Source organism: Pseudomonas sp. MCal1 (assembly GCF_026341415.1).
Classification (GTDB): Bacteria; Pseudomonadota; Gammaproteobacteria; order Pseudomonadales; family Pseudomonadaceae; genus Aquipseudomonas.
Map to the genome: position 1 here is coordinate 12,592 of NZ_JAKUMP010000008.1, position 25,996 is coordinate 38,587.

General features: G+C 58.4%; 27 protein-coding genes, 1 tRNA gene and 1 pseudogene. 19 read left to right on the forward strand and 10 right to left on the reverse strand.

Annotation, left to right across the window (positions count from 1 at the left end; all coding sequences use genetic code 11):
• The first annotated feature begins 25 nt into the window (after positions 1-25).
• A complete protein-coding gene (locus tag MKZ87_RS14400) occupies positions 26-1,054 on the forward strand; it encodes a nucleoside hydrolase (protein ID WP_085705368.1) in 1,029 nt (342 codons plus the stop codon).
• Between the two features lie 33 nt (positions 1,055-1,087).
• On the opposite strand, the gene MKZ87_RS14405 is transcribed toward MKZ87_RS14400, so the two are convergent.
• Complete coding sequence (locus MKZ87_RS14405) at positions 1,088-1,300, reverse strand: hypothetical protein (RefSeq protein WP_085701226.1); 213 nt, start codon at positions 1,298-1,300, stop codon at positions 1,088-1,090.
• A 128-nt stretch (positions 1,301-1,428) separates the two neighbouring features.
• Here MKZ87_RS14405 and MKZ87_RS14410 point away from each other — a divergent pair, with 128 nt between their 5' ends.
• Positions 1,429-1,734, forward strand: a complete 306-nt coding sequence (locus MKZ87_RS14410; protein WP_085705387.1) for a hypothetical protein — start codon at positions 1,429-1,431, stop codon at positions 1,732-1,734.
• Between the two features lie 167 nt (positions 1,735-1,901).
• Positions 1,902-2,219 carry an I78 family peptidase inhibitor gene (locus MKZ87_RS14415; RefSeq protein WP_085701225.1) on the forward strand — a complete coding sequence of 106 codons (318 nt, stop codon included), beginning with the start codon at positions 1,902-1,904 and terminating at the stop codon, positions 2,217-2,219.
• A 72-nt stretch (positions 2,220-2,291) separates the two neighbouring features.
• On the opposite strand, the gene MKZ87_RS14420 is transcribed toward MKZ87_RS14415, so the two are convergent.
• Together MKZ87_RS14420 and MKZ87_RS14425 are read right to left on the reverse strand one after the other, a co-directional pair.
• Entirely contained in the window at positions 2,292-2,504 is a 213-nt protein-coding gene (locus tag MKZ87_RS14420; RefSeq protein ID WP_017904083.1) for a cold-shock protein, read from the reverse strand.
• A 290-nt stretch (positions 2,505-2,794) separates the two neighbouring features.
• Entirely contained in the window at positions 2,795-3,097 is a 303-nt protein-coding gene (locus MKZ87_RS14425; protein WP_266201171.1) for a hypothetical protein, read from the reverse strand.
• 371 nt (positions 3,098-3,468) lie between these two features.
• On the opposite strand from MKZ87_RS14425, the gene thrS reads away from it, so the two are divergent.
• The 9 genes from thrS (at position 3,469) to MKZ87_RS14470 (ending at position 10,924) form a co-directional block, all read left to right on the forward strand.
• Positions 3,469-5,391 carry a threonine--tRNA ligase gene (thrS, locus tag MKZ87_RS14430; protein ID WP_007956031.1) on the forward strand — a complete coding sequence of 641 codons (1,923 nt, stop codon included), beginning with the start codon at positions 3,469-3,471 and terminating at the stop codon, positions 5,389-5,391.
• Complete coding sequence (gene infC, locus MKZ87_RS14435; protein ID WP_170929631.1) at positions 5,391-5,942, forward strand: translation initiation factor IF-3; 552 nt, start codon at positions 5,391-5,393, stop codon at positions 5,940-5,942. The genes thrS and infC overlap by 1 nt, the downstream gene beginning before the upstream one ends.
• 60 nt (positions 5,943-6,002) lie before the next feature.
• On the forward strand, positions 6,003-6,197 hold the full coding sequence (gene rpmI / locus MKZ87_RS14440; RefSeq protein ID WP_002553160.1) for a 50S ribosomal protein L35: 195 nt from the start codon (positions 6,003-6,005) through the stop codon (positions 6,195-6,197).
• Positions 6,198-6,227: 30 nt separating this feature from the next.
• Positions 6,228-6,584: a 50S ribosomal protein L20 gene (gene rplT / locus MKZ87_RS14445; protein ID WP_002553161.1), complete on the forward strand. Its 357-nt coding sequence runs from the start codon at positions 6,228-6,230 to the stop codon at positions 6,582-6,584.
• A 109-nt stretch (positions 6,585-6,693) separates the two neighbouring features.
• Entirely contained in the window at positions 6,694-7,710 is a 1,017-nt protein-coding gene (pheS, locus tag MKZ87_RS14450) for a phenylalanine--tRNA ligase subunit alpha (RefSeq protein ID WP_011333387.1), read from the forward strand.
• A 26-nt stretch (positions 7,711-7,736) separates the two neighbouring features.
• On the forward strand, positions 7,737-10,115 hold the full coding sequence (pheT, locus tag MKZ87_RS14455; protein WP_085705366.1) for a phenylalanine--tRNA ligase subunit beta: 2,379 nt from the start codon (positions 7,737-7,739) through the stop codon (positions 10,113-10,115).
• 3 nt (positions 10,116-10,118) lie between these two features.
• Positions 10,119-10,421, forward strand: a complete 303-nt coding sequence (gene ihfA / locus MKZ87_RS14460) for an integration host factor subunit alpha (protein ID WP_002553164.1) — start codon at positions 10,119-10,121, stop codon at positions 10,419-10,421.
• Entirely contained in the window at positions 10,402-10,758 is a 357-nt protein-coding gene (locus MKZ87_RS14465) for a MerR family transcriptional regulator (protein WP_003179985.1), read from the forward strand. Before ihfA ends, MKZ87_RS14465 begins: the two co-directional genes overlap by 20 nt.
• Before the next feature lie 89 nt (positions 10,759-10,847).
• A tRNA-Pro gene (locus MKZ87_RS14470) sits at positions 10,848-10,924 on the forward strand.
• 347 nt (positions 10,925-11,271) lie between these two features.
• On the opposite strand, the gene MKZ87_RS14480 is transcribed toward MKZ87_RS14470, so the two are convergent.
• Both MKZ87_RS14480 and rtcR read right to left on the reverse strand, forming a co-directional pair.
• The gene (locus MKZ87_RS14480) at positions 11,272-11,529 is read right to left on the reverse strand and encodes a hypothetical protein (protein ID WP_085705364.1); all 258 of its coding nucleotides are present in this window, start codon (positions 11,527-11,529) and stop codon (positions 11,272-11,274) included.
• 341 nt (positions 11,530-11,870) lie between these two features.
• Positions 11,871-13,472 carry an RNA repair transcriptional activator RtcR gene (rtcR, locus tag MKZ87_RS14485; RefSeq protein ID WP_085705362.1) on the reverse strand — a complete coding sequence of 534 codons (1,602 nt, stop codon included), beginning with the start codon at positions 13,470-13,472 and terminating at the stop codon, positions 11,871-11,873.
• A 206-nt stretch (positions 13,473-13,678) separates the two neighbouring features.
• On the opposite strand from rtcR, the pseudogene MKZ87_RS14490 reads away from it, so the two are divergent.
• The 5 genes and pseudogenes from MKZ87_RS14490 to MKZ87_RS14510 all read left to right on the forward strand — a co-directional run bounded on the left by MKZ87_RS14490 (position 13,679) and on the right by MKZ87_RS14510 (position 18,962).
• A pseudogene (locus MKZ87_RS14490) lies at positions 13,679-15,225 on the forward strand (RNA-binding protein).
• Positions 15,226-15,463: 238 nt separating this feature from the next.
• Positions 15,464-16,690 carry an RtcB family protein gene (locus tag MKZ87_RS14495; protein ID WP_085705385.1) on the forward strand — a complete coding sequence of 409 codons (1,227 nt, stop codon included), beginning with the start codon at positions 15,464-15,466 and terminating at the stop codon, positions 16,688-16,690.
• Between the two features lie 39 nt (positions 16,691-16,729).
• The gene (locus tag MKZ87_RS14500; RefSeq protein WP_085705361.1) at positions 16,730-17,518 is read left to right on the forward strand and encodes a nucleotidyltransferase domain-containing protein; all 789 of its coding nucleotides are present in this window, start codon (positions 16,730-16,732) and stop codon (positions 17,516-17,518) included.
• 8 nt (positions 17,519-17,526) lie between these two features.
• On the forward strand, positions 17,527-18,558 hold the full coding sequence (gene rtcA / locus MKZ87_RS14505) for an RNA 3'-terminal phosphate cyclase (protein WP_085705359.1): 1,032 nt from the start codon (positions 17,527-17,529) through the stop codon (positions 18,556-18,558).
• Between the two features lie 74 nt (positions 18,559-18,632).
• On the forward strand, positions 18,633-18,962 hold the full coding sequence (locus MKZ87_RS14510) for a hypothetical protein (protein WP_064378879.1): 330 nt from the start codon (positions 18,633-18,635) through the stop codon (positions 18,960-18,962).
• A gap of 57 nt (positions 18,963-19,019) precedes the next feature.
• Here MKZ87_RS14510 and MKZ87_RS14515 read toward each other — a convergent pair whose 3' ends face one another.
• The 4 genes from MKZ87_RS14515 to MKZ87_RS14530 form a co-directional block, all read right to left on the reverse strand.
• Entirely contained in the window at positions 19,020-19,433 is a 414-nt protein-coding gene (locus tag MKZ87_RS14515) for a VOC family protein (protein WP_085701217.1), read from the reverse strand.
• A gap of 158 nt (positions 19,434-19,591) precedes the next feature.
• Complete coding sequence (locus tag MKZ87_RS14520) at positions 19,592-20,536, reverse strand: alpha/beta hydrolase (RefSeq protein ID WP_085701216.1); 945 nt, start codon at positions 20,534-20,536, stop codon at positions 19,592-19,594.
• Between the two features lie 112 nt (positions 20,537-20,648).
• The gene (locus MKZ87_RS14525) at positions 20,649-21,647 is read right to left on the reverse strand and encodes an NAD(P)H-quinone oxidoreductase (protein WP_085705357.1); all 999 of its coding nucleotides are present in this window, start codon (positions 21,645-21,647) and stop codon (positions 20,649-20,651) included.
• Positions 21,648-21,711: 64 nt separating this feature from the next.
• A complete protein-coding gene (locus MKZ87_RS14530) occupies positions 21,712-22,932 on the reverse strand; it encodes a YbfB/YjiJ family MFS transporter (RefSeq protein ID WP_085705355.1) in 1,221 nt (406 codons plus the stop codon).
• A 112-nt stretch (positions 22,933-23,044) separates the two neighbouring features.
• Here MKZ87_RS14530 and MKZ87_RS14535 point away from each other — a divergent pair, with 112 nt between their 5' ends.
• A complete protein-coding gene (locus tag MKZ87_RS14535) occupies positions 23,045-23,920 on the forward strand; it encodes a LysR family transcriptional regulator (RefSeq protein ID WP_266201174.1) in 876 nt (291 codons plus the stop codon).
• A 106-nt stretch (positions 23,921-24,026) separates the two neighbouring features.
• Here the strand turns inward: MKZ87_RS14535 and MKZ87_RS14540 are convergent, their stop codons facing one another.
• Entirely contained in the window at positions 24,027-24,749 is a 723-nt protein-coding gene (locus MKZ87_RS14540; RefSeq protein ID WP_085701212.1) for a pirin family protein, read from the reverse strand.
• A 210-nt stretch (positions 24,750-24,959) separates the two neighbouring features.
• Here MKZ87_RS14540 and MKZ87_RS14545 point away from each other — a divergent pair, with 210 nt between their 5' ends.
• Positions 24,960-25,910, forward strand: coding sequence for a GlxA family transcriptional regulator (locus tag MKZ87_RS14545; protein ID WP_266201175.1), 951 nt, complete (start codon positions 24,960-24,962; stop codon positions 25,908-25,910).
• Positions 25,911-25,996: the final 86 nt, after the last annotated feature.

Here is a 25,996-nt window from a genome sequence, read left to right on the forward strand (position 1 = left end):
ATTTCATCTGCACAAGGAATGCGCCATGCAACGCTATGCTCAAAAAATGCATCAATTGATTCGGAGTCTGCTGCTTTTGTCCGTGATAACAGCGACCGGCGCCCACGCGGCGGAAAAGATCGACCTGATCATCGATACCGATCCGGGCGCCGACGACGTGGTCGCCCTGTTGTTTGCCCTGGCCTCCCCGGAGGAGCTGAACATTCGCGCGTTGACCACCGTGGCTGGCAACGTCCGTCTGGACAAGACTTCGCGCAATGCCCGGTTGGCCCGTGAGTGGGCAGGGCGGGAAGAGATTCCGGTATACGCCGGTGCGCCTAAACCGATGATGCGTACGCCGATCTACGCCGAAAACATCCATGGCAAGGAAGGCCTTTCGGGTGTCACGGTACATGAGCCGAAGAAAGGCCTGGCTGAAGGTAATGCGGTCAATTACCTGATCGACACTCTGAAAAAAGCCAAGCCGCACAGCATCACCATCGCGATGCTCGGTCCGCAGACCAACCTGGCCCTGGCACTGATTCAGGAGCCGGAGATTGTTCAGGGGATCAAGGAAGTGGTGATCATGGGCGGCGCTCACTTCAATGGCGGCAACATCACGCCAGTGGCCGAGTTCAACCTGTACGCCGACCCGCAAGCGGCTGAGGTGGTGCTCAAGAGCGGTGTGAAACTGACTTACCTGCCGCTGGACGTGACCCACAAGATCCTGACCAGCGATGCACGCCTCAAGCAGATTGCGGCACTGAACAACAATGCGAGCAAGATTGTCGGCGACATCCTCAACGAGTACATCAAAGGGGATATGGAGCACTACGGCATTCCGGGCGGTCCGGTGCATGACGCTACCGTCGTGGCTTATCTGCTCAAGCCTGAGCTGTTCACTGGTCGTTCGGTGAATGTGGTGGTCGACAGCCGTGAAGGCCCGACGTTCGGCCAGACCGTTGTCGACTGGTATGACGGTCTGAAGGCGCCCAAGAACGCCTTCTGGGTGGAGAACGGCGACGCCCAGGGCTTCTTCGATCTGCTGACCGAGCGTCTGAAGCGTCTGAAATAAGCCATGCGCCTGCAGGTGCCAGTTTGCGGGCTTTTACTCCCTCTCGGTACCCGATGTCCCTTTGAAGGCATCGGGATACTTTTCGAACAGCTGGGCAATGAAGGATTGCGCGCCCTGTGTTCCCAACGTCTTCACCAGCAAGTCGATGCTGATCAATGCCAATTCCTCCGGGCTGCCCGGACTGTAAGAGCTATGCCCTTGTGGCCAGGTGGCCTTTATGTCGGCGGTGATGCTTACGGTGGTCATGGCGGGGCTCGGTCACGGGATCGGAGTTTTGAGTTAACCACTTTGCCGAGTGTTTGGCACTGCGACTTAGGCATGAGCGCAGGGCTATGCGACACTTGGTCATTTCCGCAAAAAACAAGGATTGCGCTGTGCAGATCGATTTGAACAGCCCCGACGGCCTGACTCTTCATGCTGTGCGTCGCATGCTGGCGTCGGCCAGTGATGACGAGCACACCCAGCTGCGCGTGACCAAGGGCGGCATCGCTTATATCTCTTCGGGCGTCACTGGCGGCCAGGACATCGATGGCCTGCTGTTTCGTCTGGAGACCTGGGCAAAAGGCTCGGGATACGTGGGAAATGTCGCGGCCAGCGACGAAGTCTGGGTCATGCAGATTTTCAATGCGCTCAAGGACAACTGGCCGAACCCGCCCTATGACTACATTGATGTCTATTGAACGTCATTAATATTCAGTGACGTTTTACGGGGTGATGCTTCAGGTGATGCTCAGGCACACTCGGCGTTTTTCCGATCGTAGGGCAGGGTGATAGCACTCACCGTGAAACCAAACGCTGTATTGGCGGTCGCACGATCTCTGCTCAAAATTGAAATAAGGAGGCTTCAATGCCTTGCAAGTTCGCGTCACTGGGTGCACTGATGGTCGTTGCTCTTTTGGCTGGTTGCTCTACAACCTCCAGCGAGTCGCAGAAGGATCCCGTGGCGACTGAGGCTGGCCATGGTCGTTGTGAGGCATCTGCTGCGGAGTTCGCTCTCGGCAAGAAAGCTTCGCCGGAGCTGTTGGAGCAGGCACGCAAAAAGGCCGGTGCGCAGAACGCCCGGTTCCTCAAGCCCAATGACATGATTACTCTGGAGTACCGATCCGATCGCCTCAACCTGAATACCGATCAGAACCTGGTGGTCACACGCGTCAATTGTGGCTGAGCCTTTCGGGCTTTTGTTTCACCCATAAAAAACCCCGTCACATGGACGGGGTTTTTTTAGTGCGCCGGGAAATTACTCTGGGCGAACTTGTGCAGCTTGCATACCCTTTTGGCCTTTCTCAGCCACGAAGGAAACGGTTTGGCCTTCTTTCAGGCTTTTGAAACCGTCAGCTTCGATAGCTTTGAAGTGTACGAACAGGTCGTCACCGCCACCTTGAGGAGTGATGAAGCCGAAGCCTTTTTCATCGTTGAACCATTTAACGGTGCCGGTTTGGCGATTAGACATGGTGTATCTCCAAGAAACATATATTTTCAGTAGTACTGTGCTGCTCAGGCCAACTGGGCACACCGGGGTATCATAGTCGAAATGTTCGCTTTGGTAGCCCCCCGGACGTGCTGTTTGCCAATCGGTCTTGTTTTCTTGTCTGCCTGTTTCGGCTGGAGGCCCCGGTTTAAAAGGCCTCGAGCGAAAAATAAAGACAATAAAAAAACCTGTAAAACCTGCATAAATCGTACGAAAAAGCCTGAATCAGATGCTTTTCAGCGGTGCCGGAGGCATTGAAAAGGCATGTTTCATCATTTTTTTGCCGGGACGTTGGCCTTGCATTTGGCAATTTGTCCCAGGGCTTTCTGCTGCAATTTCTGACTGGCCTTATTGTCCATCAGCGCCTGAATATCGCTGGCAGGGTAGGACTTGATGGCATCGGCGCCGCATGCACAGTGGGATTTCGCGGCAGCAGCACCGATTTGCGGAGTCGCGGCCTGGGTGCACTGAGCCATGTATTTCTCACGCTCGCCCTTGGGCCAGTCGGCGTGGGCGCTCAACGGCAGCAGCAAAACGAGAGGTGCGACTGCGGCAAGCAGGGTGTTAAGACGCATGCGGGGATGCTCCTTGTGGGTCAATGTCTTGTTATCTGAGGGCCTGAAGGCCGATCAAGTTCAGCACTCTCGCATAAAACAGACGATTTGCCTCCCGGTAAAAACCAGAGTGCATCGGTGACCGTTCATCTGTGCTAGCATGCCTCGCTCGGGCGTTCGCAGGCTCCGGATGACCTTCAGTCCCGGTGGCGGCAATGTACGAATTTCTGATTTGAATCCCAGTCACTCTGGTTCGGTTTTCCGGTTGGCCGCAAGGCTCCTGCCGCTGTAAGGCAGGCGTTCGTCATTGAATGGCCTGGATCGGATCTTGTACTGGCTCATCCCAACCCACGTGACCTTTGGTAGGGGTCACCACTAGGAGAGGAGGCGCCATGCCAACTATTACTCTTCCCGACGGCAGTCAACGTTCATTCGATCACCCGGTTTCCGTAGCCGAGGTCGCCGCATCCATTGGCGCAGGTCTGGCCAAAGCCACCGTGGCCGGCAAGGTCAACGGCAAGCTGGTCGACGCCTGCGACATCATCGACAGCGACGCGACGCTGCAAATCATCACGCCAAAGGATGAAGAGGGGCTGGAGATCATTCGCCACTCTTGTGCCCACCTGGTCGGCCACGCGGTCAAGCAACTGTACCCGACTGCAAAAATGGTCATCGGGCCGGTTATCGACGAAGGCTTCTATTACGATATCGCCTTCGAGCGTCCTTTTACTCCGGACGACATGGCGGCCATCGAACAGCGCATGCAACAGCTGATCGATACAGAATATGACGTCATCAAGAAAGTCACTCCGCGTGCCGAAGTGATCGAAGTGTTCAAGGCCCGTGGCGAAGACTACAAGCTGCGTCTGGTCGAAGACATGCCGAACGAGCAGGCGATGGGCTTGTACTATCACGAAGAATACGTCGACATGTGCCGCGGTCCGCACGTGCCGAACACCCGCTTCCTGAAGTCCTTCAAATTGACCAAGCTGTCCGGCGCCTATTGGCGCGGTGATGCCAAGAACGAGCAATTGCAGCGCGTTTATGGCACCGCTTGGGCAGACAAGAAGCAGCTGGCAGCTTACATCCAGCGTATCGAAGAAGCTGAAAAGCGCGATCACCGCAAGATCGGCAAGCGCCTGGGCCTGTTCCACACCCAGGAAGAAGCGCCGGGCATGGTGTTCTGGCACCCGAATGGCTGGACGCTGTACCAGGTGCTTGAGCAGTACATGCGCAAAGTGCAGCGCGACAACGGCTATCTCGAGATCAAGACGCCGCAAGTCGTTGACCGCAGCCTGTGGGAAAAGTCCGGGCACTGGGCCAACTACGCCGACAACATGTTCACCACTGAGTCGGAAAGCCGCGACTACGCGATCAAGCCGATGAACTGCCCATGCCATGTGCAGGTGTTCAACCAAGGCCTGAAGAGCTACCGCGAGCTGCCGATGCGACTGGCCGAGTTCGGTGCCTGCCACCGTAACGAGCCATCGGGTGCCCTGCATGGCATCATGCGTGTCCGTGCATTCACCCAGGATGATGCCCACATCTTCTGCACCGAAGAGCAGATGCAGGCTGAATCCGCTGCGTTTATCAAACTGACCATGGATGTTTATCGCGACTTCGGCTTTACCGATGTCGAGATGAAGCTGTCTACTCGCCCGGAAAAACGCGTCGGTTCCGACGAGCTGTGGGATCGCGCCGAAGCGGCCCTGGCTGCAGCGCTTGATAGCGCCGGCCTGCCATACGATCTGCAACCGGGTGAGGGGGCGTTTTATGGTCCGAAAATCGAATTCTCGCTGAAAGATTGCCTCGGTCGTGTGTGGCAGTGTGGTACCTTGCAGCTCGATTTCAACCTGCCTGTGCGCCTGGGAGCCGAATACGTCTCCGAAGACAACAGCCGCAAGCATCCAGTGATGTTGCACCGTGCGATCCTCGGTTCGTTCGAGCGTTTCGTCGGGATTCTGATTGAGCACTACGAAGGTGCATTCCCTGCGTGGCTCGCGCCAACCCAGGCGGTGATCATGAATATCACTGATAAACAGGCAGATTTCGTCGCTCAGGTCGAAAAAACTCTCAACGAAAGCGGGTTTCGTGCCAAGTCCGACTTGAGAAATGAAAAGATCGGCTTTAAAATCCGCGAGCATACTTTGCTCAAGGTTCCATATCTCTTGGTTATTGGGGATAAGGAAGTCGAGATGCAGACTGTCGCTGTGCGTACTCGTGAAGGTGCTGACCTGGGCTCGATGCCCGTCGCCCAGTTCGCTGAGTTTCTCGCGCAAGCGGTTTCCCGGCGTGGTCGCCCAGATTCGGAGTAATTATTATTAAGCGTGAAATGAGACAAGATAAACGAACTGCACCGAAAGCCCCGATCAACGAGAATATCTCGGCACGCGAGGTTCGGTTAATTGGCGCTGATGGCGAGCAGATTGGCATCGTCTCGATTGATGAAGCGCTTCGTATTGCTGAAGAAGCAAAGCTTGATCTGGTAGAAATCTCTGCCGACGCAGTCCCACCGGTTTGCCGTGTGATGGACTACGGCAAATCGATCTTCGAAAAGAAGAAGCAGATTGCTGCGGCGAAGAAAAACCAGAAGCAGATTCAGGTAAAAGAAATCAAGTTTCGTCCAGGGACGGAGGAAGGGGATTACCAGGTAAAACTGCGCAACCTGGTACGTTTCCTGAGTGACGGGGACAGGGCCAAGGTATCCTTGCGATTCCGCGGCCGTGAGATGGCCCACCAGGAGCTGGGGATGGAGCTTCTCAAGCGGGTTGAACAAGACCTGCTCGAGTACGGTTCGGTCGAACAGCATCCTAAGATGGAAGGACGCCAGCTGATCATGGTCATCGCCCCGAAAAAGAAGAAGTAATCAACAGGGCACGGCAGGCCTTCTGATTATGTTTATCAACTGAATGCGGAGTATCCGAACATGCCAAAGATGAAAACCAAAAGTGGTGCTGCTAAGCGGTTTCTGAAAACTGCTAACGGTATCAAGCACAAGCACGCTTTCAAGAGCCACATCCTGACCAAAATGTCGACCAAGCGTAAGCGTCAACTGCGCGGTAGCAGCTTGCTGCATCCGTCTGACGTGGCAAAAGTCGAGCGCATGCTGCGCCTTCGTTAATTTTTGGATCAAGAATAGAGGAAGTAACTCATGGCTCGTGTAAAGCGTGGCGTCATTGCCCGTAAACGTCACAAAAAAATTCTGAAACTTGCTAAAGGCTACTACGGCGCACGCTCCCGCGTATTCCGTGTTGCCAAGCAAGCGGTAATCAAGGCAGGCCAATACGCCTACCGTGACCGTCGTCAGAAAAAACGTCAGTTCCGCGCTCTGTGGATCGCTCGTATCAACGCTGGTGCTCGTGTTAACGGTCTGTCCTACAGCCGTTTCATCGCTGGCCTGAAAAAAGCGTCCATCGAGATCGACCGTAAGGTTCTGGCTGATCTGGCAGTGAACGAAAAAGCGGCGTTTGCTGCGATTGTCGAGAAAGCTAAAGCCACCTTGGCTTAAGTACCCCCGACAGTCACCCGGCTTCACCTCTGTGGGGCCAGGTGTTAAACGTCATAAATAGGGGAAGAGCCTTCAAGCTCTTCCCCTATTTTGTATCTGGAGTCTGTACATGGAAAACCTGGATGCGCTGGTCTCTCAAGCACTAGAGGCTGTGCAAAGCGCTGAAGATATCAATGCCCTGGAGCAAATCCGGGTTCAATACCTTGGCAAAAAGGGTGAATTGACTCAGGTGATGAAGACCCTGGGGAATTTGCCGGCAGAAGAGCGTCCGCAGGTCGGCGCGCTGATCAACGTTGCCAAGGAACGTGTCACAGGCGTTCTCAATGCGCGCATGGCTCTGTTTGAGGAAGCCGAACTGGCTGCCAAGCTGTCTGCCGAATCCATTGACGTGACCCTGCCGGGCCGCGGTCAGACCTCCGGTGGTCTGCATCCGGTAACCCGGACTCTGGAACGTATCGAACAGTTTTTCACCCATATCGGCTACGGCATTGCCGAAGGCCCTGAGGTCGAAGACGACTATCACAACTTCGAGGCGCTCAACATCCCAGGTCATCACCCGGCCCGGTCGATGCACGACACCTTCTATTTCAATGCGAACATGTTGCTGCGCACCCATACCTCGCCGGTACAGGTCCGCACCATGGAATCGAAAAAGCCGCCGATCCGCATCGTCTGCCCAGGCCGTGTGTATCGCAGCGACTCCGATATCACCCACTCGCCGATGTTCCATCAGGTCGAAGGCCTGCTGGTTGATCGCGACATCAACTTCGCCGACCTGAAAGGCACCATCGAAGAGTTCCTGCGGGTGTTCTTCGAAAAAGAACTGGCCGTGCGTTTCCGTCCCTCGTACTTTCCGTTCACCGAGCCTTCCGCCGAAGTCGACATGGAATGCGTGATGTGCAGCGGTAAAGGCTGCCGCGTCTGCAAGCAGACCGGCTGGCTGGAAGTAATGGGCTGCGGCATGGTTCACCCGAACGTGCTGCGCATGTCCGGGATCGACCCGGAAGAATTCTCGGGCTTTGCCTTCGGCATGGGCGTCGAGCGACTGGCCATGCTGCGTTACGGCGTGAACGACTTGCGTCTGTTCTTCGACAACGACTTGCGGTTCCTCGCGCAATTTCGCTAGTCGTAACGAATTCTTAGGAGAGCAGGATGAAATTCAGTGAACAATGGCTGCGTGGCTGGGTCAGCCCGCAGGTAGATCGCGACGCGCTGGTTGCACGTCTGTCGATGGCCGGTCTTGAGGTCGATAGCGTTACGCCGGCCGCCGGTGTTTTCAGTGGCGTGGTGGTGGGCGAGGTGCTCAGCACCGAGCAGCATCCCGATGCCGACAAACTGCGCGTTTGCCAGGTCAGCAATGGTGCGGAAACTTTCCAGGTCGTGTGCGGTGCGCCAAACGTGCGTCCGGGCCTGAAGATTCCGTTCGCGATGATCGGTGCCGAGCTGCCGGGCGACTTCAAGATCAAGAAGGCCAAGCTGCGCGGCGTCGAGTCCAACGGCATGCTGTGCTCGCAATCCGAGCTGCAGGTCGGTGAAGGCAATGATGGTCTGATGGAACTGCCGGCCGATGCGCCGGTGGGCGAAGATTTCCGTGTTTATCTGGACCTGGAAGACGCCAGCATCGAAGTCGACCTGACTCCGAACCGTGGCGACTGCCTGTCCCTGGCCGGTCTGGCCCGTGAAGTCGGAGCGCTGTACGACGCTCCGGTCACTCGCCCGGTGGTGATGACCGTTCCGGCGGTGCACGACGAAGTGCGTTCGGTAGAGGTCCTCGCACCTGCTGCCTGCCCGCGTTATCTGGGCCGGGTCATCCGTAACGTTGACCTTTCCAAGCCTACGCCGCTGTGGATGGTTGAACGCCTGCGTCGCGCGGAAGTCCGCAGCATCGACGCTGCCGTCGACATCACCAACTACGTGATGCTCGAGCTGGGTCAGCCGCTGCACGCGTTCGATCTCGCCGAAATCAATGGCGGCATCCGGGTACGCATGGCGGAAGAGGGCGAGAAGCTCGTGCTGCTCGACGGTCAGGAAGTCAGCCTGCGTAGCGATACGCTGGTGATCGCCGACCACACTCGCGCTCTGGCCATTGCCGGCGTGATGGGTGGCGAGCACAGTGGTGTGTCCGCGACCACTCGTGACGTATTCCTTGAAAGTGCGTTCTTCGATCAGATCGCTGTGGCGGGCAAGGCTCGGTCCTACGGTCTGCACACTGACGCTTCGCACCGCTACGAGCGCGGGGTGGACTGGCAACTGGCCCGTGAAGCCATGGAGCGCGCCACTGGTTTGCTGCTGGAAATCACTGGTGGCGAAGCTGGCCCGATCATCGAAACCGTCAGCGAGCAGCATCTGCCGTCGATCGCGGCCATTACTCTGCGTGCTCAGCGCATCACCCAGATGCTGGGCATGGAAATGGATTCCGCCGAAGTCGAGCGTCTGCTCAATGCTTTGGGTTTGAAGGTTTGCGCCGACGGAGCTGGGCAATGGCGCGTGGAAGTGCCAAGCCATCGCTTCGATATCAGCCTGGAAGTCGATCTGATCGAAGAGCTGGCGCGTCTGTACGGTTATAACCGCCTGCCGGTTCGTTACCCGCAAGCTCGTCTGGCGCCACAAGCCAAGGCTGAAGCGCGTAGTGATCTGCCAGAGCTGCGTCGTCTGCTGGTAGCTCGTGGCTATCAGGAAGCAATCACTTATAGCTTCATCGATCCGAAGCAATTCGAGCTGTTCAACCCGGGCGTCGAGCCGCTGCTGTTGGCGAACCCGATCTCCAATGACATGGCTGCCATGCGTTCGTCGCTGTGGCCAGGGCTGGTCAAGGCGTTGCAACACAACCTCAACCGTCAGCAGGATCGTGTCCGCCTGTTCGAGAGCGGTCTGCGCTTTGTCGGTCAGCTGGAAGGTCTGAAGCAAGAGCCGATGATCGCCGGTGTGGTGTGCGGCAGCCGTCTGCCGGAAGGCTGGGCGCAAGGTCGCGAGACCGTGGATTTCTTCGACGTCAAGGCTGACGTAGAAGCGGTGCTGGGTTTTGCCGGTGCGCTGGATCAGTTCACTTTCGTACCGGGCAAACACCCTGCGCTGCATCCGGGTCAGACCGCGCGCATCGAGCGGGAAGGGCGTGAAGTCGGTTTTATCGGCGCGATTCACCCTGAGCTTTCGAAATCCCTGGGTCTCGACCGTCCGGTCTTCGTCTTCGAGCTGGTTCTGGCCGAAGTCGCTCTGGGGAAAATGCCGAAATTCCACGAGTTGTCGCGCTTTCCTGAAGTGCGTCGTGACCTGGCACTGATTGCGCACAAAGACGTTGCAGCCTCGGCTGTACTGGACGTAATCCGTGAAAATGCAGGCGAATGGCTGACAGACCTCAGGCTATTTGACGTGTATCAGGGTAAAGGCATTGATCCTGATAGAAAAAGCCTCGCAGTCGGCTTGACCTGGCAGCATCCATCGCGCACTCTTAATGACGATGAGGTGAATTCGACGACGCAAAATATCCTCACCTCGCTCGAACAAAGGTTGAACGCCACGTTAAGGAAGTGACGTATGGGGGCTTTGACGAAAGCAGAGATGGCGGAACGTCTGTATGAAGAGCTGGGCCTGAACAAGCGGGAAGCCAAGGAATTGGTTGAACTGTTTTTCGAGGAAATCAGGCACGCTCTTGAAGACAACGAGCAGGTCAAACTGTCGGGTTTCGGCAATTTCGACCTTCGGGACAAACGCCAGCGGCCTGGCCGCAACCCGAAAACGGGGGAAGAAATCCCGATCACGGCTCGCCGTGTGGTCACCTTTCGTCCAGGGCAGAAGTTGAAGGCCCGAGTTGAGGCTTATGCTGGAACCAAGTCATAACGACGAACTACCCGTCATCCCGGGCAAACGCTACTTCACCATTGGTGAAGTCAGCGAGCTGTGTGCGGTAAAACCGCACGTGCTGCGCTACTGGGAGCAGGAGTTTCCTCAGCTCAACCCCGTCAAACGCCGCGGAAACCGCCGGTATTATCAGCGCCAGGACGTGCTGATGATCCGGCAGATCCGCGCGCTCCTTTACGATCAGGGGTTCACCATCGGCGGCGCGCGCCTGCGTCTGTCCGGCGATGAAGCCAAAGACGACACCACCCAATACAAGCAAATGATCCGCCAGATGATCGCCGAGCTCGAAGATGTGCTGGTGGTTCTCAAGAAATAATTTCCTGCTTTTAAATACTTCCAGTTTTCAAAAGCTTGCGATATATTCTTGAGCGTTCTTCGAGATGAAGAACGAGTTTCAAACCTAGTCGGGGCGTAGCGCAGTCCGGTAGCGCACTAGCATGGGGTGCTAGGGGTCGAGTGTTCGAATCACTCCGTCCCGACCATAATTCCTGAGTAACATCAGACACTTAAGCCGATCATCTGGATCGGCTTTTTTGTGCCTGCGCAAAACCCTCGCAAAATTACCCGGTAATTTCGCTGATATTCAGGTCCGAAGCTGCGTCCGACCAGACGATTTTCGCACGGTCCTTCTGTTAGTTTTTGGTCATGCTCTCACTGGTATGGCCTGCGATTTTCTGCCCATCCTTTCCGACTTTCTGATACAGGTTGCAGCGGCAATCCTCGTACATCATAGAAGCCCTGCATTTCCTCTTCTTTCCATCCCTTGTAACAACCAGCCGCCCCTCGAGCCTTTTTATGCCTGCAAAAACTTATGAGGCGGCTAACTCGCTCAGGGCTTCTTTTCTTTCATCCCATCCTTTGAGCCGCTGGACGTTTGCGCATCCTTCTCGGTTTCATGGGCCTCTGCACCGGAGTTCGAGCCCGAGGCCTCTTCACCCTTTTTGTCGGCCTTTTCTTCCTTGGACTCGGTGCCTCCCTGGTTGACCCCGGGAATGCCGGTTGGCGGGACGCTGCTTCCCGCCATTGCGAGGGAGGCATTGGCGGATAAAAGACTTCCAAGCATGAGGGCTGCAATGGTTCGTTTCATCGTCGGGCTTCCGCGTCATGTTGATAGACGTTGGAAGTTCTGACGCGGGGTAAAGTGCCGGTCAACTGACGGGCGGAACTCATAGCTATTCGTTCACGGATGCCCGTTATAGATGTGGCTCAGTAAGAACAGCTCGATGATCGCCACAAAGACGCAGGTCACTACAAATCCGCGGGTGAAGACTCTGCGAGGCTTTTGGCCGGACGTCTGGAAGCTATTCAGAGCCGATAGCAGGTTTGAAAAAAACTCCAGTAAGTCCATCCGTGTTTGTCCTTTGTTCGGTGCCGGTATCGCGGTGCGGCGCAGTTTATCTCATCGATCCAATTGGCTACGGTCATGTTTCACTGCTCGCGCAACTGGTTCCAGTCAATGCCGAACCGCCCGAGGTACTTCCTCAATCGGTCGGCATCATTGGGCTGCGCTTTGGCCTGTCGCGACACGCCGAACAGTCGTCTGCCGGCATCCGACAGGCTGTCTGCCTGGCGGCAAACTTCCAGCACCGCCTTCAATTGCAATCGATCGAACAGGTCCAGTGTCTCGGCATTGCCCGGCAGTTCATCAGTCACGCCTGTCGGTTGCGCCAGCCCCCACGCGTACCGCAGTCGATCAATTTCCTCCTCGACCTGCGCTTCATCGATTCGCCCGCTGTCGGCCAGTGTCGCCATGCGCGTGATCGAGGCCGAAAGCTCGCGGAAGTTACCCAGCCACGCAGCTTCCCGTGAGCTGGCAAACCCCAGGTAGCGCCGTCGGGCTTCAAGGTTAAAGCGCACCATTTGGCCGTGTTCGCGCGCGTGGCGTTCAAGCTCGAAATCGATGTTGGGTTCGATGTCTTCGCGGCGGCCCGCCAAGCCTGGCAGGTCGAACGTCCAGAGGTTGATCCGAGCGTAGAGATCTTCCCGGAACAGGCCTTCGGCGACACGACTGCGCAGGTCGCGGTGGGTGCCTGCGATGATCAGGAAGTCGCTGTCGACTTCCTTGTCCGAGCCCAGCGGGAAGAAGCGCTTCTCTTCGATGGCCTTGAGCAGCATGGCTTGTTCGTCCGTGCCCAGTTCGCCGATCTCATCGAGAAACAACATGCCGCCGTCAGCCGCTCGCAATAGGCCGTCGCGTGCGTTTTGTGCGCCGGTAAAGGCGCCTTTGACGTGGCCGAACAGCGCGGACATTGCACCGTCCCCACGCAGGGTGGCGCAGTTGACTTCAACGAAGCGTCCCTGCATTTGATGGCGACTGCGTTTGAGCTCGTAAATGCGTCGGGCGAGAAAAGACTTGCCGGCGCCGGTCGGACCGATCAGCAGCATCGGCGCTTTGGAGCGTACGGCCACGCGTTCGATCTGTTCGATGGAACGGTTGAACGCGGTGTTTCGGGTGGCGATGCCGGACTTGAGAAACTCCAGGCCTTCCAGGCGTCTGTGAGTGAAGCGAGAGGCAATCCGGTCGTAGCGCGACAGATCCAGGTCAATCAGGGCGTGTGTGCCGGTGGCCGGTTCTTCTTCGTTCTTGCGGCGGGCGGGGGAGGTCTGGATCAGGCGTGCCGGCAGGTAGCGCGCCTCGGTCAGCAAGAACCAGCAGATCTGCGCGACGTGGGTTCCTGTGGTGATGTGCAACAGATAGTCCTCACGCTCGGTATCGAAAGTGTATTCGGAGGTGAAGTCATGGAGCGCGCCGTAGACCTCTTCGAAATCCCAGGGATTACGCAACGGCATCGGGTGCAGGCGCACTTCTGTGCCGGGCGACACCTGATGGATGTCCTCGCGAATGCGTTCGGCCAGGCTCGTGTCCCGGGCGTCTGTGCCGTGTATCAGTTCCAGTCGATGGATCAATACATCTGGTTGCTGGCACAGGCCCACGCTAGGCCGCCAATGGTTCCAGCGGTTGGCGCCTTTGCCTACGCGATCAAGGGTGGCGCCGATGAAGCCGATGGCGACGGTGCGCTTGCCGGACATTGATGATCCTTAAAGATAAATGACGATACCCAATGATAATGTTTAAGCGTGTTATTTGTCGTGATGAGAGTTAATAGGTAATTGAAACTAAAATAAAATCTTTAAAAATCAAATAGATAAGAATAATTTTCGAACTTTTTCAAAAGCTGGCACAGCGACTGCAGCACCTGTCGCAACGAACAGGACAACATAGCGAGACGCCACGAATGGCCAATTTCAACCTCTTCAATACGCAATCGAAAGCCTGCCGGCGTGCGACGCCTTGAATGCTTCCGGTGCCGCGGCTTATGCCTACACACCCAAGCATCAACTGGCTCAGCTGGCTGTCACCGGTTGCCTGAATTCGACCTTTTACGCATCTGCTCAAAGTCAGTTGGATCAGGTGTTGAAGCTGGTTGCGGAGCTGGACAGCCGCTTCGTGGCAAAAGCCGCTCTTTACGCTCGCCAAAAAGGACACATGAAAGACATGCCGGCCTTGTTGCTGGCGGCGCTGGCCGCTCAGCGTTCGGCTCTGGTGCCGGAGGTGTTCGAGAAGGTCGTGGACAGCGGCAAAATGCTGCGCAATTTCGTGCAAATCCTGCGCAGTGGCGCCACCGGTCGCAGCTCCCTGGGTTCTCAGCCCAAGCGTCTGGTGCAGAACTGGCTGAACAGCGCGACCGAACGCCAGCTCTTGCAGGCATCGATCGGCAATCAGCCTTCGCTGGCGGATGTGGTGAAGATGGTTCACCCAAAACCGTCCGAGGCCTGGCGCGAAGCGTTTTTTGCCTGGGTGATCGGCAAACCGGTTGATGCACAGGCGTTGCCCGGATTGACTCGCGATGTGCTGGCATTTCGCAGCGGAGCGAGTGATCAAGTGCCTGAAGTGCCTTTTCAATTGCTCGGTAACGAAACGTTGAGCAAGGAACAATGGGCAGAGCAGGCGCGAAACATGGGCTGGCAGGGGCTGCGGATCAACCTCAATACGCTTGCGCGCCATGGTGCTTTTGAAGTGACGGGTTGCACCGAAACCGTGGCCGCACGGTTGGCGGATCCCGAAGCAGTGGTCAGGGCACGGGTGTATCCGTACCAGTTGCTGGCAGCGTACCGGATGGTCGGCGATGACGTGCCGGCGCTGATTCGCGAGGCTTTGCAGGATGCGCTGGAGCTGTCGTTGGCCAATGTGCCGAAGCTTCAGGGGGCTGTGGTGGTTTGCCCGGATGTTTCCGGATCCATGGGTAGCCCGCTGACCGGTTATCGTCAGGGCGCGACCACCGCGGTGCGCTGCATCGATGTGGCGGCGCTGATTACGGCGGCGGTGTTGCGTAAACAGCCGACGGCACGGGTGATGCCGTTCGAATGGAAGGTGGTGGATATCACCCTCAACCCGCCCGACAGTGTGATCAGCAATGCCGAAAAACTTGCGGGCATTTTCGGCGGCGGAACCTGCTGCTCGGCGCCGTTGAAGAAACTGGCGGACAGCAAGGCCAGGGTCGATACGTTGCTCATGGTGTCGGACAACGAATCCTGGATCGATGCGCGACGTCAGGGCGCCAGCGAGACAATGTTGCAATGGGAGCGAATAAAGCGGATCAACCCGCAGGCACGCCTGATTTGCATTGACCTGCAACCAGGTTGGGCGACACCGGTGGCGGATCGTGACGACATCCTGAATGTCGGCGGTTTCAGTGATGCGGTGTTTGATGTGATCGAGCAGTTCACTGCCGGCCGGTACGGACCGCAGCACTGGGTCGAAGCGATTGAATGCATGGGATGAGGCAATCAGCCACCCAATGAATTGATTTGTCACGGGCACTGAATGCCGGTGGGACTACATCCAAGACGTCTCACCAAACCCTTGTCAGTGCGCGTGACGGCACGAATGCCGATGGCTGTACATCTGAGGCCGGCTAATCCCGGTGCGCGGTAACGCGCAACAGTCACCAACCTTTGTCGTGCCACCTTTTTTGAATCTGCCGGCGAATACCGGTGGAACTACCTGAAGAATCGAGATGATGAAAGAACACACTTACCAACTGCTGGAAGTCGTCAACGGCAAACCGATCAAGCTCTGGACTGAGGGCGTCCCGGTGGAAAACGAGGCGCGCGAGCAGTTGATGAACACGGCGAAGATGCCCTTCATCTTCAAGCATCTGGCTGTCATGCCGGACGTCCATCTGGGCAAGGGCTCGACCATCGGCAGCGTGATTCCCACGGTCGGCGCGATCATCCCGGCAGCGGTCGGGGTGGACATCGGTTGCGGCATGATTGCCGCGCGCACCTCGCTGACCGCGGCCGATCTGCCGGACAACCTGCATGGCCTGCGCAGTGCCATCGAGCAAGCGGTGCCTCATGGCCGCAGTTCGACCCGATCGCGCCGTGACAAAGGCGCCTGGGACGAGATTCCGCAACAGGCGGATCAGGCCTGGGCGGCGCTGAACCCACGGTTCAAGGCGATCACCGACAAGTACCCGAAACTGGCCAACACCAACAATCGCGGGCACCTCGGAACACTGGGCAGCGGCAATCACTTCATCGAAGTGTGCCTGGATGAGGCCGACCGGGTCTGGTTTATGTTGCACAGCGGCTCGCGCGGTGTCGGCAACGCCATCGGCAACCTGTTCATCCAGATGGCCCAGGCGGATATGCGCCAGCACATCGCCAACCTGCCGGATCGTGATCTGGCGTATTTCGAAGAAGGCAGCCGGCACTTCGATGATTACGTGGAAGCCGTGGGCTGGGCCCAGGATTTCGCCAAGCAGAACCGGGCGCTGATGATGCGAGCGGTGATTCAGGCCACGCGGCAGATCATCCGCAAGCCGTTCGAAGTCGCGCTGGAAGCGGTGAACTGCCACCACAACTACGTGCAGAAAGAGCGGCATTTCGGCGAGGACATTCTGGTCACCCGCAAAGGCGCGGTGTCAGCGAAGAAGGGCGAGTTGGGGATCATTCCCGGTTCGATGGGCGCCAAGAGTTTCATCGTGCGTGGTCTGGGCAACGAAGAATCGTTTTGCTCCTGCAGCCACGGTGCCGGTCGGACCATGAGCCGTACCAAGGCCAAAAACACCTTCACCGTCGAAGATCAGATCCGCGCCACCGCGCATGTTGAATGCCGTAAGGATGCTGCGGTGATTGATGAAATTCCGATGGCCTACAAGGACATCGACAAAGTCATGCACGCCCAGCGTGAGCTGGTTGAAGTGCTGCACACCCTGCGTCAGGTGGTGTGCGTCAAGGGATAGCGCGTGCCGAAAGGCGCGCCGGAACAAGGATTGAAAGACATGAAGTTCGAAGAACGACATCCACTGTGCAGCGCCATGCGCGCCCGGGTGCTGGAAGAACTGGCGCGCATAGAGCGTGAGCGCAATGTCACGGTGCTGTATGCCTGCGAATCAGGCAGCCGGGCCTGGGGTTTTGCCTCGCCGGACAGTGATTACGATGTGCGCTTCGTTTATGTAGAGAAACCGGAGTGGTTCGTCCAGGTCGATGCGCCAGGTGATGTCATCGAGCGGCCGTTGGATGACGAGCTGGATGTCAGTGGCTGGGAGCTGCGCAAGACCCTCGGGCTGTTGCGCAAATCCAACCCGACCTTGCTGGAGTGGCTCGACTCCCCGCTGGTTTATCGCAGCGAGACCGCAGCGGTTGCGCAACTGCGGGCGCTGGCCGAGGCGTTCTACAGCCCGCCAGCCGCGCGCAATCATTATCTGTCGATGGCGAAGAAGAACTTCCGTGGTTATCTGCAGGGTGAAAGCGTGCGGTTCAAGAAGTATTTCTACGTACTGCGGCCGCTGCTGGCGGTGCGCTGGATCGATCAGGGGCGTGGTCGGCCGCCGATGACGTTCAGCGATCTGCTGAGTACCGTCGATGATCGTGCATTGCTCGATGAAGTCGACGAACTGCTCGCGCTCAAACGCAATGCCAACGAGAGCGCTTACGGTCCTCGTCGTCCGGCATTGCATGCGTTCATCGAGGCGGAACTCGAGCGTGCGGTGCCGGCATTGCCAAGAACCCGGGAAGATTCGCGGCAGCTCGATCGATACCTGCGGGAAACCGTTGGTTTGTACGCATAAGGAAAAAAATGAAACAGGACGTTATTGAACTGGACGGCGCCATCGGTGGTGGCCAGGTGTTGCGCAGTGCGCTGAGTCTGTCGATGGTGACGGGCCAGGCGTTTCGCATCGAGCGGATTCGGGCCAGACGCAGTCGTCCCGGACTGTTGCGCCAGCACCTGACCGCCGTGACGGCGGCGGCTCAAGTCTGTGGTGCAAAGATCCAGGGGGCTGAGCTGGGCTCGCAGACATTGAGCTTCGAGCCGGGGCCGATTCGCGGTGGCGATTTTCGCTTTGCCATTGGAACCGCCGGCAGTTGCACATTGGTGTTGCAGACCTTGCTGCCCGCTTTATTGCTTGCGCCGCAAGCCAGCCGCGTGCGGATCAGCGGCGGCACGCATAATCCGCTGGCGCCACCGACCGACTTTCTCAGCCGCAGCTGGTTACCGCTGCTGCGACGGATGGGCGCGGAGGTTGAACTGACGTTGCTGCGCCACGGGTTCGTACCGGCGGGTGGCGGTGAAATCGACGTCAGGGTGCAACCATCGAAGTTGTCAGCACTGCACCTGTGCGAGCGCGGCTTGCCGCTCTCGCAACAGGCGTGTGCGCTGACGGCGGGACTGGCGCCGAGTGTTGGTGTCCGCGAGCTCGAAAGGGTGGCCCAGCGATTGAACATGGCGTCAGCGGAGTTGAACGCGGTCATTCTTGATCCGGCCTGCGGACCGGGCAACGTGTTGCTGCTGGAATATGCGTTTGAACACGTCACCGAAGTTTTCAGCGCTTTCGGTCAAGCGTCTCTGCGTTCGGAGAAGGTGGCGGACGCCGTGATCGATCAGGCGGCCGATTGGTTGCACAGCGGTGCAGCGGTGGCAGAACATCTGGCGGACCAGTTGCTGTTGCCGATGGTGCTGGCCGGAGGTGGATCGCTTACCACGCCCAGGATGACCGAGCATTTGCACAGCAACATTTCGGTGATCGAGCGTTTTGTACCGATCGTCATCCAGTGCGAGGAAGAGGGCGCATCCCGGTTGAGGGTTGAAGTTCGCGCACGAAAGCAATAGGCGGCAAATTGCTGGCCCCCGAATGTTTCCGGTCCCGGCAAACTCGCCTTTTTTCAAAAGGTTAGGTGGGCTATATGCGGACGATTGTCATCACCGTAGCAACGCTTTCCCTCGCTCTGTTCGCGGTGGAGGCCCAGGCCAGGGAACTGAGCAAGAGCCATCGTTTTGCTTGTACCTGGGGGTCGGACATCGCCGCCGGCGCACAACAGTCGAAGCTGTCCGGGATTTCCCTGTATGGCGCACGCAAGCGCTTGCAGGCGCGCAAGTTTCAGCAACCCTGGATGCGCATGACCGCCATGGGCATCACCGAGCAGACCTACGACAGCGCGTCGCGGCTCAAGCCGGCGGCCGTCAAGCAGACCTATTACGAACAGTGCGTTCGGCACGAGTTGGCCCAACGTTGAACGAAAAAGCCCGACCTGAAGAGGTCGGGCTTTTTCATGTCCGGTGCAATGACAGCATCATTTGTCACTTTCGCAATTGACCATCCACGACACGCCAAAACGATCCACCAGCATGCCGAAGCGGGCGGCCCAGAAGGTGGCTTCCAGCGGCATGTCGATGCGACCGTCTCTGGCCAGCGCGTTAAACACTCGTTCGGCCTCGGCGATGCTGTCGACATTCAGCGAAATCGAGCATCCGCTCATGCCTTGGGTCGGGCGGTCGGGTGTGGTGTCCGAAGCCATGAGCATCTGGTCACCGACTTTCAGGCAGGTGTGGATGATCAGGTTGTGATGCTCTTTGGGCACATGTTCGGCGGCTGGGGTTTCGCCGAAGGTCATCATTGCTTCGAGCTTGCCTTGCAGGCATTGCTCGTAAAACGTGAAAGCTGCGCGGCAATCGCCGTTGAAGATCAGGTACGGGTTGATTTTCATGGTAGTGCTCCCGAATAGGCAGTGGAACGCTGCGCGGCCGGGTGTGCCGAAACAGCATCATGGATTGACTCCATCCAGCAAAGCGTTGGAACGCCGGTTTGCCAGCCGATGCTGCAAGAATTTCCTGTCGGGGCGACCGATGGTCTGCGCAGAGGGCGTCAGGAGTCGCGCGGGTTCTTCTGCACCGCTGCGCCCGCCACCCGGGCGACAGGTCGGGTTTGCATCAGCGCATCGATCGCTTTGCGATAGTTCTGTCCGCCCAGCGCCATGCTGTTGTTGTGCGTTGCGCCGGGCACCAGCAGCAGGTGTTTCGGCTGCCGGGCGGCGGCGAACAGTTGCTCGCTGAAACGTGACGGCACAAACGCATCGGCAAGACCGTGTACCACCAGCAACGGCATGTGGATCTCGGCGATCTTGTCGATGGAGTCGAACTTCTGCGACAGCAACCAACGGACTGGAAGGGAGGTGTTGGCCACGGCTGCCGCTACATCCGCCAATGAAGTGAAGGTGGATTCGATGACCAGTCCGCGCACCGGCAATGGGGTGTGATTTCTGGCGGCATCGCGGCCGAGTTCGGCAGCCAGGTCGACGGCGACCGCGCCCCCCAGCGAGTGGCCGTAGATCAGGCGTTTGTTCGGATCAGGTTGCAACAGCTGGAAGCGTTCCCAGGCCACACGGGCATCTTCGTAAACCGTGCTTTCCGACGGCAGATCACCACGGCTTTGGCCGAAGCCGCGATAGTCGATGGCCAATACCGAATAACCCGCCGCGCGCAGTTGCTCGATACGGAACAGTTGCCCGGTCAGATTCCAGCGTACGCCGTGCAGATAAAGGATGGCCGGCGCATCGGCACGTTCCGCCGGCCACCACCAGGCGTGAATGTTTTGCCCGGCCTTGAAGCTTTTCGGTTGCAGGTCGAGTTCCTGCACGCTGCCGGGCAATCCGTGATACCAGCCGGCGGTGCCCGGTTCGATGCGAAACAAGAGTTTGCGTTCGGTGTGTTCCAGCACGGCACAACTCGCCGGCACGCCGATGATCAGGGCAGCCATGCAGGCGAACGCCAGACGGCGGCGTCGAAGTCGGGTCATGAAGGCAAGGAACATTAAACGTTTCACCACGGCGTGGACAAAGAACGCTTTTTACCAGATGCCTTGACCGGCGCGTGACATTTTCGACCGCCGCACGCCTGCAACGATTACAAAATGCTGCAACGACTCAGTTGAACTTCAGCACGATCTTGCCGATGTGGTCGCCCGCTTCCATGCGCGCATGGGCTTTGGCCGCTTCGGCGAGCGGGAAGATCTGGTCGATGATCGGCAGGCAGCGTCCGGCGGCCAACACCGGCCAGACGTGTTCGCGCAATTGATCGGCGATGGCTGCCTTTTCCGCAGAGGTCCGGGCACGCAGGAGGGAACCGGTGACTACCGCACGCTTGCCGAGGATCGCCAGCAGATCGATGTCATTGGCTCGCGCGCCACCGAGGAAACCGAGCATCACCAGCCGCCCATCCATCCCCAAGGCGCTGATGTTCCCGTTGAGGTACGAGCCGCCCATGATGTCGAGGATCACATTAACGCCCTGGCCGGCGGTTTTCTCGGCGATAACAGTCGCGAAATCCTGTTCCCGGTAGTTGATGGCTTCGCCGCCCAGACTGCGGATCACTGCGCATTTGTCCGCGCTGCCGGCGGTGGCGAAGGCTTCGATGCCAAACTCGCGGCACAGCATCAGCGCGGTGGTGCCGATGCCACTGGTGCCGCCATGGATCAGGGCGCGCTGACCACGGCTGGCGCCGCCGAGGCCGAACAGATTGGCCCACACCGTGAAAAAGGTTTCCGGAATTGCCGCTGCCTGAATCCAGTCCAGCCCATCGGGGATTGGCAGGGCCTGGCCGGCCGGGACTGTGCAGTACTCGGCATATCCTCCGCCGTTGGTCAGCGCGCAGACCCGGTCACCCACCGCAAATCTGCTGACACCGCTGCCAATCGCCACAACCTCGCCGGCCACTTCAAGGCCCGGAATCGGGTTCATGCCGGGTTTCATCGGGTACTTGCCGGCGCGTTGCAAAGCGTCCGGGCGATTGATGCCGGCGGCGTGCACGCGGATCAGTATTTCGCCTTCTGAAGCAATCGGCAGCGGCACGCGTCGGGATTGCAGAACTTCGGGCCCGCCCGGTTCGGTGATTTCGATGCGGGTCATTTCAGTGGGCAATGTCATTTTCAATTCCTCTTGAAACAAGTGATCAGTAGATGGGAGCGCAGTCAGGGCCTAATGATTCCCGTCAATGGGCGCAGCGGCGTTGTTCGATCGAGGAGGGCAGCAGTTTCATGACGTGCTCAAGTATCAGTGCGATCACGATGGCACCGCCGGCAATCACGAAGAGCAGCACATGCTGTCCACCTGTGGCGTTGAACAGCGCCGAATAGGCGAAACCGGCCAGCGCCTGAAACGTGGCGAACGACACCGTGGCGCGGCTCCACGCCACCTGTTGGCGATGATGATCCGGTACCAGCTCATGCACCCGGGCCAACGCCAGCGGGACAATGCCCGGCGGAAACGAACCGAGCACAACCGCCAGCAGTGCCAGCGCCACGAACGAATGCGAAACGGCCAGCAAGCCAAGAGTGATCGCCTGTATCACAAGCACCAGACGAATGCCGGTCCGCGCACCGAGATGGTCGGCGAGAAAACCATAGCTCACCGGGCCGACGATGGCGCCCAGACCGTACATGACCCAGACCAGCGCGCCGACGTGCGCCCCGGCGCCCAGCCCACGGGCGACGTAATCCACCAGGAAAACCATGGCTGGCACCAGCCCGGCGGCCATGAACGCGTACTGGGCAAACAACAGATACACCGCAGGCGGTGTGGGTTCTGCCGGATCCACCTGAGTCGTTGTAGTAATTGCTTGGGGCAGCTCAGAAGGCCAGCCGAACCAGCTCAATGCCGTCAGTGCCAGCGACAGCGCGCCCAGTCCCAGCCATGTCGCTTGCAGGCCCAGACTCAACAGCAGGGGGACGATCGTGCCGGAGCCGGCGATGCCCAGACCGATGCCGAGGAAAATCGCACCACTGGCCAGGCCCTTGCGCGCGGCAGGCACATGGGGCAATACAGTCGCGGCCACCAGCACCATGATCGCGCCGCCCGCGATGCCGGACAGCAGGCGCCAGCCGAAATACCAGCTCACCGATACGGGGTATGCACAGGCAAAAAACGCCACGGTCACCGCCAGCATCATCAGGCGCAGAGCTGTTCTCTGGGTGACCCGGCGTGCCAGCGGGCGACCGAGGAGGGCGCCGATCAGGTAACCGACCAGGTTGGCCGCGCCGAGGTAAACCACATCATGGGCGGAAAACCATTGCGCCTGAATCAGCGAAGGGATCAGCGGTGTGTAGGCGAAACGCGCCAGTCCGATGCTGACCAGGCTGGCGCAGAGTCCGGCGAAGATCGCCAGCCAGACACTCGTGTCCGGGCGTTCGGGCGAAGCAGTTGAAGTGCGCATGATGGCGGTCCTGTGGAAAGGTTTATGGCGCCCAGCATATCGGCTATCGTTGCTGCGTTAATGCAGCGAGTTTGCGTAGTTATGATGCGTTTATGCATCAATGGGGAATGTTATGAACTGGGATGATGCAAGGGTCTTTCTTGCGGTCTGCCGCGAGTCGACATTACGCGGCGCTGCGCGCGTGCTGGGCGTGGATCAGGCGACGGTCGGGCGACGCATCACGGCGCTGGAAAAGTCGCTGGGCGCGACTTTGTTTCTGCGCACCTCCGAGGGCTATGCGTTGACGGCAGTCGGTGAAGCCGCGCTCAAGTCAGTGGAAAAAATGGAGCATTCGGCGCTCGAGCTGGAGCGGCGTATCCAGGGCCTGGACGATCGCCTGACCGGCAGCGTTCGGGTCAGCACCACCGATTCACTGGCCATCGATTTCCTGATCCCGGCCATTGCGCAGTTGCACGAACAGCATCCGGACGTGCGCGTGCAGCTGGACGCTTCCACGCAGATCCTCAGCCTGGCCAAACGAGAAGCGGACATCGCCGTGCGCAACACCCGCCCGGACAACCCGGACCTGATCGCCCGGCGCATCGCGCGTTGGCCGGTGGGGTTGTTCGCTTCGCAGGCCTATGTCGACCACCATGGCGTGCCGGCGCCGGGCAGTGCATTCGAGGGCCATGATCTGGTGGTGTACCAGCCGTATCTGCAAGTCAACAAGGACCTGACTTTGGTGAACGAGCCCGTGACTCGCGGGCGGATCGTCGCCGGTCTGAGTTCCAGCTTGCTGGTACGACGCTCGATTGCCGCCGGTCTGGGTGTAGGAGAAATACCGGTTTACATGGGCGAGCGCGATGGTCTGGTCAGACTGTGGCCGGAGCGCACGCGGCCGCTGCCTTATGAAGTGTGGCTGGTGACCCATGCGGATTTGCGCCATACCGCGCGGGTCAGGGCGGTGATCGAACACATTGTCGAAGCGTTCGTACTGGAGAATGAGTAGTTCATTGAGGCTGTGCAAGACGGCTACATCAGTTGGCGATCTTGCCTGCAGAATGAAAAACGGCCTTCAATGAAGGCCGTTTTTGTCGAGCGATGAAACCACCGAATCATGGCATTTCCGGCAGTTCCTGCGGGCGCAGATCAAACACCAGGACTTCGGCGTCCTGGCCATTGCTCAGGGTCAGTGCCTGCTCTTCACGAACCCGTACGCCGTCGCCTTCCTTCAACTGCAGGCCGTTGAGTTCAACGCTGCCGCGAGCAACATGTACATAGGCGAAACGGTTGGCAGGCAGCTTGAGGGTGGCACTTTCCTCGCCATCGAACAGTCCGGCATACACCCGTGCATCCTGGCGCACTTTCAGCGAGCCGTGGTTGCCTTCGGGCGAGATGATCAGTTGCAGACGACCGCGTTTTTTCTGCTCGCTGAAGTGCTCTTGCTGGTAACGCGGTTTCGCGCCGCTGACGTCCGGTACGATCCAGATCTGCAGGAAGTGCACAGGTTTGGTCGCCGAATGGTTGAACTCGCTGTGGGCCACGCCGCTGCCGGCGCTCATCAGTTGCACATCGCCGGGGCGAATCACCGAGCCGGTGCCGAGGGTGTCCTTGTGTTCCAGGGCGCCTTCGAGCACATAGGAGAAAATCTCCATGTCCCGGTGGGGGTGTTGGCCGAAGCCCTTGCCGGCGGCGACGCGGTCATCGTTGATCACCAGCAGGTCGGAGAAACCCTGTTCACGCGGGTCACGGTAGCTGGCGAAGGAAAAGGTGTGGAACGACTTCAACCAGCCATGATTGGCCAGACCGCGGTCGGAAGCTTTACGAAGGGTCAGCATGATGAAATCTCCTTTCAGGACGTTGATTCGTCCGAGTGAGGAGAAGGTTACTGGTAACCCTGGGATGCAATAAGTAGATGAAAATTGAAATACTGTCCCTTTAGAGTTGACAGTTGTGTGCACTGGATCACGTATTCTTTCCGACGGCTCCAGCGTATCCGGCCATAATGCGCAGACTTATGATTTTGCATGGATTTTGGTGATACCCCCATGAAGACCGTGGCAATGGTGCTGTTCCCGGAGTTTCTGCTGCTCGACATGGCCGGGCCGCTGGAGGTCTTTTCAGTTGCCAACCGTTACCTGAAACCGCAAGCCCACTATCACCTGACGACCCTGGGCACCGAGGACGGGCCGTTGCGTGCGTCCAATGGCGTCCTCGTGCACGCCGATCGGCACATCGACGAAGCCGATGAGCGTTATGACTTGTTGCTGGTGCCGGGCGGCCCCGGCGCCTACAACGAAAAACACCCGCCGTTGCTCGCCTGGCTGCAGGGCGCGGTCACGCGTGCCGGGCAATATGGCTCGATCTGTACCGGTGCCTTCGTGCTTGGACACGCCGGTTTGCTCGACGGCTACCGTGTAACCACCCACTGGAATTACACCGAACGCCTGATCAAGGGCTTTCCAATGGCAAACGTCGCAACTGACCAGATTTTTGTCGAGGATCGCAATCTGATCACGTCCGGGGGCGTCACGGCCGGCATCGATATGGCGTTGGCGGTGGTCGCTCGCGATCATGGCAAAAAGATTGCCCAGGACGTGGCCAAGGTGTTGCTGGTGGTGATGAAACGTCAGGGCGGACAAGCGCAGTTCAGCCCGTTGATGGCAGCAGTGGCGCCCCAGCAAACACCGATTACCCGGGTGCAGAACCATGTGCTGGAGCATCTGGAGGAAGCTTTCACTGTCGAGCGCATGGCAAGTCTTGCGAACATGAGTGCACGACACTTCGCTCGGGTGTTTGCCCGCGAGGTCAACATGACACCCATGGAATTCCTGCAAAGTGCGCGCATCGATTGCGCGCGCAACCTGCTGGAAACCAGTGATCTGCCGTTGAAGACCGTTGCCTATAAAAGCGGTTTCGGCAGCGTGCGGCACATGCGTTTTCTGTTCGGCGAAAAGCTCGGGCTGACCCCCACGCAATATCGCGAACAGTTCAGCTAGAGCGGTTCTGTCCGTTACGGGCATCCGGATGTCCGTGTTGGACCTCGCGTGGTGGTTGTTCCGTCATCGAGGCCTGCGAAGATAAC

Excerpts from the sequence above, each read along its gene's own strand:
- MKZ87_RS14400 (WP_085705368.1), top strand. The coding sequence starts at position 26 with ATGCAACGCTATGCTCAAAAAATGCATCAATTGATTCGGAGTCTGCTG.
- MKZ87_RS14405 (WP_085701226.1), bottom strand. The coding sequence starts at position 1,300 with ATGACCACCGTAAGCATCACCGCCGACATAAAGGCCACCTGGCCACAA.
- MKZ87_RS14415 (WP_085701225.1), top strand. The coding sequence starts at position 1,902 with ATGCCTTGCAAGTTCGCGTCACTGGGTGCACTGATGGTCGTTGCTCTT.
- MKZ87_RS14420 (WP_017904083.1), bottom strand. The coding sequence starts at position 2,504 with ATGTCTAATCGCCAAACCGGCACCGTTAAATGGTTCAACGATGAAAAA.
- MKZ87_RS14425 (WP_266201171.1), bottom strand. The coding sequence starts at position 3,097 with ATGCGTCTTAACACCCTGCTTGCCGCAGTCGCACCTCTCGTTTTGCTG.
- thrS (WP_007956031.1), top strand. The coding sequence starts at position 3,469 with ATGCCAACTATTACTCTTCCCGACGGCAGTCAACGTTCATTCGATCAC.
- rpmI (WP_002553160.1), top strand. The coding sequence starts at position 6,003 with ATGCCAAAGATGAAAACCAAAAGTGGTGCTGCTAAGCGGTTTCTGAAA.
- rplT (WP_002553161.1), top strand. The coding sequence starts at position 6,228 with ATGGCTCGTGTAAAGCGTGGCGTCATTGCCCGTAAACGTCACAAAAAA.
- pheS (WP_011333387.1), top strand. The coding sequence starts at position 6,694 with ATGGAAAACCTGGATGCGCTGGTCTCTCAAGCACTAGAGGCTGTGCAA.
- pheT (WP_085705366.1), top strand. The coding sequence starts at position 7,737 with ATGAAATTCAGTGAACAATGGCTGCGTGGCTGGGTCAGCCCGCAGGTA.
- ihfA (WP_002553164.1), top strand. The coding sequence starts at position 10,119 with ATGGGGGCTTTGACGAAAGCAGAGATGGCGGAACGTCTGTATGAAGAG.
- MKZ87_RS14465 (WP_003179985.1), top strand. The coding sequence starts at position 10,402 with ATGCTGGAACCAAGTCATAACGACGAACTACCCGTCATCCCGGGCAAA.
- MKZ87_RS14480 (WP_085705364.1), bottom strand. The coding sequence starts at position 11,529 with ATGAAACGAACCATTGCAGCCCTCATGCTTGGAAGTCTTTTATCCGCC.
- rtcR (WP_085705362.1), bottom strand. The coding sequence starts at position 13,472 with ATGTCCGGCAAGCGCACCGTCGCCATCGGCTTCATCGGCGCCACCCTT.
- MKZ87_RS14495 (WP_085705385.1), top strand. The coding sequence starts at position 15,464 with ATGAAAGAACACACTTACCAACTGCTGGAAGTCGTCAACGGCAAACCG.
- MKZ87_RS14500 (WP_085705361.1), top strand. The coding sequence starts at position 16,730 with ATGAAGTTCGAAGAACGACATCCACTGTGCAGCGCCATGCGCGCCCGG.
- rtcA (WP_085705359.1), top strand. The coding sequence starts at position 17,527 with ATGAAACAGGACGTTATTGAACTGGACGGCGCCATCGGTGGTGGCCAG.
- MKZ87_RS14510 (WP_064378879.1), top strand. The coding sequence starts at position 18,633 with ATGCGGACGATTGTCATCACCGTAGCAACGCTTTCCCTCGCTCTGTTC.
- MKZ87_RS14515 (WP_085701217.1), bottom strand. The coding sequence starts at position 19,433 with ATGAAAATCAACCCGTACCTGATCTTCAACGGCGATTGCCGCGCAGCT.
- MKZ87_RS14520 (WP_085701216.1), bottom strand. The coding sequence starts at position 20,536 with ATGTTCCTTGCCTTCATGACCCGACTTCGACGCCGCCGTCTGGCGTTC.
- MKZ87_RS14525 (WP_085705357.1), bottom strand. The coding sequence starts at position 21,647 with ATGACATTGCCCACTGAAATGACCCGCATCGAAATCACCGAACCGGGC.
- MKZ87_RS14530 (WP_085705355.1), bottom strand. The coding sequence starts at position 22,932 with ATGCGCACTTCAACTGCTTCGCCCGAACGCCCGGACACGAGTGTCTGG.
- MKZ87_RS14535 (WP_266201174.1), top strand. The coding sequence starts at position 23,045 with ATGAACTGGGATGATGCAAGGGTCTTTCTTGCGGTCTGCCGCGAGTCG.
- MKZ87_RS14540 (WP_085701212.1), bottom strand. The coding sequence starts at position 24,749 with ATGCTGACCCTTCGTAAAGCTTCCGACCGCGGTCTGGCCAATCATGGC.
- MKZ87_RS14545 (WP_266201175.1), top strand. The coding sequence starts at position 24,960 with ATGAAGACCGTGGCAATGGTGCTGTTCCCGGAGTTTCTGCTGCTCGAC.